Source organism: Kitasatospora sp. NPDC127060, assembly GCF_042724935.1.
In the GTDB taxonomy this organism is placed as follows: domain Bacteria; phylum Actinomycetota; class Actinomycetes; order Streptomycetales; family Streptomycetaceae; genus Kitasatospora.
Window position 1 is genome coordinate 1 of record NZ_JBHXEG010000158.1, and the last position, 7,180, is coordinate 7,180.

A 7,180-nucleotide genomic window follows, 5' to 3' on the forward strand; every position below is an offset into this window, starting at 1 on the left:
GGACGGGTGGCCCGGTGGGCGGGGCCGGTGGGCGGGGCCGGTCCGGCAGCGAGCCGGCCGGAACGGCGGCGGGGTCAGCGGCCGGCGACGATCACCCGCCCCGGGTCGGGCTCCTCGGCGTAGAGCAGTTCGACGGCCGCGCCCCGCCGCTCCACCACCACGCGCTGGTTGAGGTAGCCCTTGTCGGTGAGTTCGCCGCCGTCCATGCTCGGCGGTTCGGCGACCAGCACCAGCCGTTCGACCCGGGAGGCCGAGCCCGCCCCCGCGTTGAGGCCCGCCAGGCCCCCGGCCAGGTGGCGGCGCAGCCCCTCGTCGTGGAGCAGTTCGGCGGCGTCGGCGGCCCGGGTGCCCAGCAGGTCGTTGGCCCGGTCCAGGGCCAGCCAGCCGATCGCCGTCACGCAGGGCCGGTCGCTGCCGACCAGGACGGCGTCGGACAGCACCCCGACGGCCGACAGCAGCGCGTTGCGCAGTCGGCCGGACTGCACCCAGGTGCCGTTGCCGAGCTTGAAGTTCTCGGCGATCCGGCCGTCGAACCGCAGCCCGCGGCGGGGGTCGCCGTCCGGGTCGAGGAGCCGGGCGGCGTCGCCGGTGCGGTAGTACCCCTCCTCGTCGAGCATCCCGCCGAGCTCTGCGCCGACATAGCCAGGGGTCAACGAGGCTCCCCGTACGCGCAGTTCGACGGCTCCGCCGTGCGGCACCAGTTTCAGCTCGACGCCCGGCAGCGGTATCCCGATGCCCTCGCCGACGCCACCGTACGTGGAGGTGGCGGCCGGCCCGGTCTCGGTCGCACCCCACGAGGACACCAGCTCGATCTCCCGGCCGGTCGCCTTGCGGGCCAGGGCGCGCAGCCGCTCCCGCAGGGCGTCGGGCAGGTCGGCGCCCGCGTAGACGAGGACCCGTGCCCGCGACAGGACCCGCTCGGCCAGCGGCGGGTCGTTCTCCAGCCGCTGGGCGAGCAGGGCGTACCCGGCCGGCACATTGACGCAGACCGTGGGGGGCACCTGCCGCAGGGCCTCGACGGTGCGGCCGAACCGGCCGGGTGCCGGCGATCCGTCGTCGATGTACAGGGTGCCGCCGTTGGCCAGGGCCAGGTGCAGGTTGTGGTTGCCGCCGAAGGTGTGGCTCCACGGCAGCCAGTCGGTGAGCACCGGCGGCTCGGTACCGAGGAAGGGCCAGATCTGCCGGATCATCTGCTGGTTGGCGCACAGCATCCCGTGGGTGTTGAGCACGCCCTTGGGGGTGCCGGTCGAGCCCGAGCTGAACAGGATCTTCGCCACCGTGTCCGGGGTCAGGGCCTCGTGGGCCCGCCGGACGGCCCCGGTGACCGGCGTGCCGCGGAGCGCCTCGACCGTCAGGTCCGCCGGGCCGGGCCGGCGGGAGACGACCGTCACGGGCGCTTCACCGGCGGTACCGGCCCGGGCGTCGGCGGTGCTCCGGACGGCGTCCAGGGCGGCCCGGAACGTCTCGCCGTCCTCGGCGAACACCAGCCCCGGGCAGACCAGTTCGGTGAACGCCCGCAGTCGGCCGTGGTCGGCGCTGCGCAGCGAGTAGGCCGCGCTGACCGGCACGACCGGGACCCCGGTGAGGTAGCCGGCGAGGGTGAGCCGCAGGTGGTCCAGGGAGTTGCCGGACAGCAGCAGCACCGGGCTGCGGGGGCCGAGCCCGCGGTCCAGGTAGGCCTGGCCCAGCGCGGCGGCCGCCTCGGCCGCCGCGCCGTAGGTGAGGCTCCGCCAGCCGTCGCCGTCCCGCTCCGCGGCCAGGACCGCGTCGGGGTGGCGGGCCGCCCGGTCCAGCAGGGTGTCGGCGAGCGTCGGCGGGTGCTCCCCCAGCTGCTCGGCGACCCGCAGGAGCCAGCTGCCGTCCGCCCGCCGCCGGCCGATCACCCGGGCCTCGGCAGCCACCGCCGGGCTCACCTGGCCCCCTGCGGCTGCTCGGTCCCGCGGGTGTGCGGCTCGACGGCGCGGCGCAGGTGGCCCGACTGGATCAGCACGGCCACCCGCTCGATGTCGACGTCCATCGGCCGGTCGCCGTCCAGGAACGCGCAGACCGCGCGCACCTCGTCGTACGCGGCCCGGCTCGGCGGGCTGAGCACCTCCAGGCCTCGCAGGTCGGCCGCCTGGCACAGGGATATCAGGTGGATGGCGGCGATCCGCTGGACCAGTTCGACCACCGACCGGGCGTCGCGGGCGGCGATGGTGCCCATGCTGACCTTGTCCTGGTTGTGCGCCTCGGTCGAGCGGGAGAACGAGGCCGCCGGCATCGTCCACTTGAGCGCCTCGGCGGCCAGCGAGGAGGCGGTGATCTGCATGCCCTTGAAGCCGTGGAAGAGCCCGGCCTCGAAGTCCTCCGGCCCGAGCACCGGGATGAGGTTCGGGGTCAGGCCGTTGTTGAACTTCTCGTCGACGACGAGGGCGAGCTGGCGGTCCAGCAGGTCGCCGACGCCGGCCACGGACGTCTTCAGGGCGTCCATCGCCTGGGCGACGTGGCCGCCGTAGAAGTTGCCGCCGCTGCCCACGGAGCCGGTGGCGACGTCGAACAGCGGGTTGTCGTTGGCCGAGTTGACCTCGACGGACAGCAGCCGGTGGGCCCAGTCGGCGGTGTCCCGCAGCACGCCGGTGACGTGCGGCGCGCAGCGGATGGAGTAGCGGTCCTGGACCGGCCGCTCCAGCTCGGCGAAGTCGGCGTCGGGGTGGAGGAGTCCCAGGTCGGTGCCGGTGTCGTCACGGAGGATCGCCCGGACGGTCGCGGCGCTGTCCAGCATGCCGTCGAACGGCTTGGCCTCGAACAGGAAGGCGGCGAAGTGCCCCGGGTTGCCGAGCAGGACCTGGCTGGTGAGCGCGGTGCACAGGTCCGCCGTGAAGGCCAGCTCCCGGGCGTCGTGCAGGGCGAGGACGGCGAATCCGGACATGAACGACGTGCCGTTGACCAGGGCCAGCCCTTCCTTGGCCTCCAGCGTGAACGGGGTGAGGCCGGCGTCCGCGAGGGCCTCGGCGGCGGGCTTGGAGCGCCCCTGGTGGGTGACCGTTCCCTCCCCGGTGAGCGCGGCCGCGAGGTAGCTCAGCGGCACCAGGTCGCCGCTGGCTCCGACCGAGCCGCGCTCCGGGATCTGCGGCAGGATGTCCGCGTTGAGCAGGTCGATCAGTGCCGAGACCAGCTCGGGCCGCACCCCGGAGACGCCGCGGGCCAGGCAGTTGGCGCGGACCGCCATGGTGGCGCGGACGACGTCGGCGCGCGCCTTGGGGCCGGTGCCCGTGGACAGGAAGCGGATCAGGTTCTCCTGGAGCAGCGCGGTCTTGCGCTTGGAGACGTGCCGGGTGCTGCTGTCGCCGAACCCGGAGGTCACCCCGTAGATCGGGGTGCCGGAGTCGAGCAGCCGGTGCTTGAGCGCGTTGGAGGCGGCGATCGCCTCGGCCGCCCCGGCGGCCAGGGTGACGAGTCGGCCGGACGGGTCCCGGGCGATGGAGACGATGTCCTCCACGGCCAGCGCGTGGCCGTCCAGCGGTACTTCGAGCAGGCGGGTACCCGGATCGCGGGTGATGAGCATGACTGTCCTCTTTCTTGCCGTACTGCGGTGGGAACGGGGCCGGTGTTCACTGCGGCGGGAAGTAACCGGTCCTCGTGAAGAAGGCGTGGTAGGTACGGAACAGCTCCCGGGTCGGCGCGGGCCGGACGACCCCGGTGTCCGCCAGCGCGGCGTCGGTCAGCGAGCTGTCGATGGGCAGGTAGACGTCGGTGGCCCGGTCCCCGGAGACCGCCTCGAAGGACTCCAGCAGCGGCAGGAGCGCGTTGTCCGGGTCGGCGGTGACCCGCTCGCGCCAGGCCGCGGGCTCCAGTTCGACCAACTCGCGTCCGAAGGAGCGCAGATGGCCGACGATCTCGGCGAACGTCACCGGGGCGCGGCCCGACAGGTGGAAGGTGCGGCCCACCGCGTCCGGGCGCCGGGTGAGGGCGAGCACGGCGGCGCTGACGTAGTCCACCGGCACCAGCTGGAAGCCACCACCGAGACCGGTCGGAACGGCACCGGCCTGGAGCAGGCCCTTGACGCTCAGCCAGACGAAGTCCCGGGTCTGGCAGGCGCCGTTGCGCTGGTCGCCGGAGACCAGGTCGACCCGGTGGACGGTCACCGGCAGCCCGCGCTCGCGGGCCAGGCCGACGACCTGCTCGGCCACCCACTTGCTCCGGGTGTAGCCGGTCCGCAGCTCCTCCGGCGGCCCGGTGGGGTCCTCCGGGCGCAGCGGCACCCCGGCCTCCACCGCCTGGGCGAACACCCCGGTGGTGGACAGGTAGTGCAGCGGCACGCTGCGGTGCCGGGCCGCCAGGCGCAGCAGTTCCGTCGTCCCGCCGACGTTGGCCGCCCGCAGCGCGGAGTACGGCTGGAGCCAGTTGACCTGGGCTGCCGCGTGGACGACCAGGTCGACCGAACGGGCCAGGCCGTCGAACACCTCGGCGCCCAGACCGAGCAGCGGCCCGGCCAGGTCGCCGGCCAGCACGTCCAGCCGGTCCGGGTCGATGTCGTCCAGGAGCCCGTACCAGCGCAGGTTCTCGGTCAGCCGTTCCCGCGCGTCCGCCTCGTCGGCCCCCCGGACCAGGCAGCGCACCACCGCGTCCGTGTCGCGCATCAGATCGCGCAGCAGGAACGCGCCGACGAAGCCGGTGGCCCCGGTCAGCAGCACCTCGCGCGGGCGCTCGGCGGCCGTCACGACCTCGGCGGCGGGCCGGATGTCCTCGGGCAGGACGGCGTCCTCGGCGAGACGGGACCCCGTGGCGCCCGCCTGCGCCGGCCGGTCCGGCGTGCCGCCCGCCTCCTCGGGCAGCAGCTCGGCCAGGATCCGCTCGGCGAGCGACCGCGCGGTGGGGTGGTCGAAGACCAGGGTGGGCGGCAACCGCAGGCCGGTGGCGGCATCGAGCTGGTTGCGCAGCTGGACCGAGCTGAGCGAGTCGAAGCCCAGCTCCGGCAGCGGTGCGTCGTCCCGGACGGCCGACGGCGCGTCCAGGCCCAGCAAGGTGGCGATCCGGCCGCGCACCAGGTCCAGTACCCGGGCCCGCCGGTCGGCGGCCGGCAGCGCGGCCAACTCGTCGACCGGCACCGCCGCACCGCCGTCCTCCTCCGGCCCGCGCCGGTCGCCCCGCTTGGCCAGGGCGCGCAGCAACGGCGGTACGGGGGCCTGCCGCCGCACCACGTCCAGATCCAGCGGGCAGGCGACCAGCAGGGGCTCGCCGCTCACGACGGCCGTGTCCAGCAGCGCCATGCCGCGCGCGGCCGGGATCGCCCCGAAGCCCTCGCGCGCCACCCGGCGCAGATCGGCCGAGGCGGCCATGCCCGCGCCGTCGAGGTCCCACGGCCCCCAGGCCACCGAGACGGCGGGCCGCCCGACGGCGGCGCGCCGTTGGGCCAGCGCGTCCAGCGCCGCGTTGGCGGCCGCGTAGTTGGCCTGCCCGGGGCCGCCGAAGACGCCCGCGACCGAGGAGAACAGGACGAACGCCGTCAGCTCGTGCTCCCGGGTCAGCTCGTCCAGGTGCCGGGCCGCGTCCGCTTTGGCCCGCAGCACCGTCGCCAGGCGCCGCGCGTCGAGCGCGGTGAAGGCGCCGTCGTCGAGCGCCCCGGCGGCGTGCACCACCGCGCGCAGCGGCCGGTCGGCGGGCAATCCGGCGAGCAGCGCCGCCAGGGCCGCCCGGTCACCGACGTCACAGGACGCGACCTCGGCGCGGGCGCCGAGCGCGGCCAGCTCCTCGACCAGCCGGGCCGCGCCGGGCGCGTTCGGGCCGCTGCGGCTGGTCAGCACCAGGTCCCGTACGCCGTGCTCGGCGGCCAGGTGACGGGCGATCACGGCGCCGAGCGCGCCGGTGCCGCCGGTGATCAGCACCGTGCCCTCGGAGGGCCAGCCGGCGGCGCGGGAGGCCGCGGCGGGTGCGGCGGCAGCTTCTCCGGCGGGTGCGGCCGCGGCTGGTGCGGCGGCAACTCCTCCGGCGGGGACGGCGGGGACGGCGGGGACGGCGACCGGGGTCGCCGGGGCCAGCCTCGGCACCAGCACGCGGTCGGCGCGCAGGGCGAGCTGGGGGAGGCCGGCGGCGGCGACGGCGGCCAGCAGGGACGGCGGGAGGAAGGGGTTCGGGGTGTCGGCCGGGGCCTGGTTCGTGTCCGGGGTGTCGGCCGGGTCGGCGTCCACCAGGACGAACCGGCCCGGGTGCTCGGCCTGGGCGGACCGCAGCAGGCCCCAGACGGCGGCCGCCTCCGACGGCTCCTCCCCGTCCACCGACACCGCGCCCCGGGTCACCACGACCAGCGGCGGTCTCTCGGACCGGGCGGCGAGGGCCCGCTGAGCGGCGCTCAGCACGTCGTGCAGGGGGAGCCCGTCGGTGACGTACTCGACGTCCGGGGCCGCCGCCCCGGCGGCGGGCAGCACCACCGGCGACCAGGCGATGCGGTACAGGTCGTCGGCCGGGCGCACCGAGGGAACGTCCCCGCAGGTCAGCGCGTCCACGGTGGCGACCACCAGCCCGGCCCGGTCCGTGAGCACCAGCCCGGGACCGTCGGCGGGGACCGCCGCCCGCACCCGGCCGGTGCCGCTGCGGTGGACGCGGACCCCGTCCCAGCGGCGGACGTCCCGGCCGCCGATCGCGGCGGCCAGCAGCCCGGGGTGAAGGACGTAGCGCTCGGCCTCGTCGTCGGCGACCACGAGGTCCGGGCCGGCGGGGGTGGCTGAGGCATCGGCTCCGGAGACGGGCCCGGCCGCCGGGCTGAGCAGGCCGTGGGCGCACCGGGCCCAGGCGGCGGCCTCACCGGCACGGGCGTGGATGCGCACCGCGCGGCGGCCGTCGGCACCGGGCGGGTCTACGACGACCAGCAGGTGGGCGGCGGCACCGCGCTCCGGCGCCACGGCCGCGTCGATCACCAGCTCGTCCACGGTGGTGCAGTCGACCTCGTCGGCGGCGCGCAGTGCCAGTTCGACCCAGACCCCGGTGGGCGGCAGGTCGCCGACCAGCCGGCCGGTGAGCGTGACGCGGCCGCTCTCCGGGTCCTCGACCACCGAGGTGAGGAGCGGGTGGCCGGTGGCGGAGCGATCGGTTCCGCTCTGCCGACCGCGCCAGTAGTGGTGGTGGTCGAAGGCGTACGTGGGCAGGTCCGTCGTCCTGGCGCCCCGCCCGGTGAAGAACCCCGACCAGTCGACCGGAACACCGG

At 75.9% G+C, this 7,180-nt stretch carries 3 protein-coding genes; all 3 read right to left on the reverse strand.

Annotated elements, in window-relative coordinates; all coding sequences use genetic code 11:
* Window positions 1-74 precede the first annotated feature (74 nt).
* Window positions 75-1,901 (reverse strand): AMP-binding protein, encoded by a 1,827-nt coding sequence (locus ACFWIS_RS40150; RefSeq protein WP_380463842.1) that lies wholly within the window; start codon window positions 1,899-1,901, stop codon window positions 75-77.
* An 8-nt stretch (window positions 1,902-1,909) separates the two neighbouring features.
* Window positions 1,910-3,544, reverse strand: coding sequence for a histidine ammonia-lyase (gene hutH, locus ACFWIS_RS40155; RefSeq protein ID WP_380463844.1), 1,635 nt, complete (start codon window positions 3,542-3,544; stop codon window positions 1,910-1,912).
* 46 nt (window positions 3,545-3,590) lie between these two features.
* Window positions 3,591-7,180, reverse strand: a 3,590-nt coding sequence (locus tag ACFWIS_RS40160; protein ID WP_380463845.1) for a thioester reductase domain-containing protein, incomplete at its 5' end; no start/stop codon positions are given.

Excerpts from the sequence above, each read along its gene's own strand:
- hutH (WP_380463844.1), bottom strand. The coding sequence starts at position 3,544 with ATGCTCATCACCCGCGATCCGGGTACCCGCCTGCTCGAAGTACCGCTG.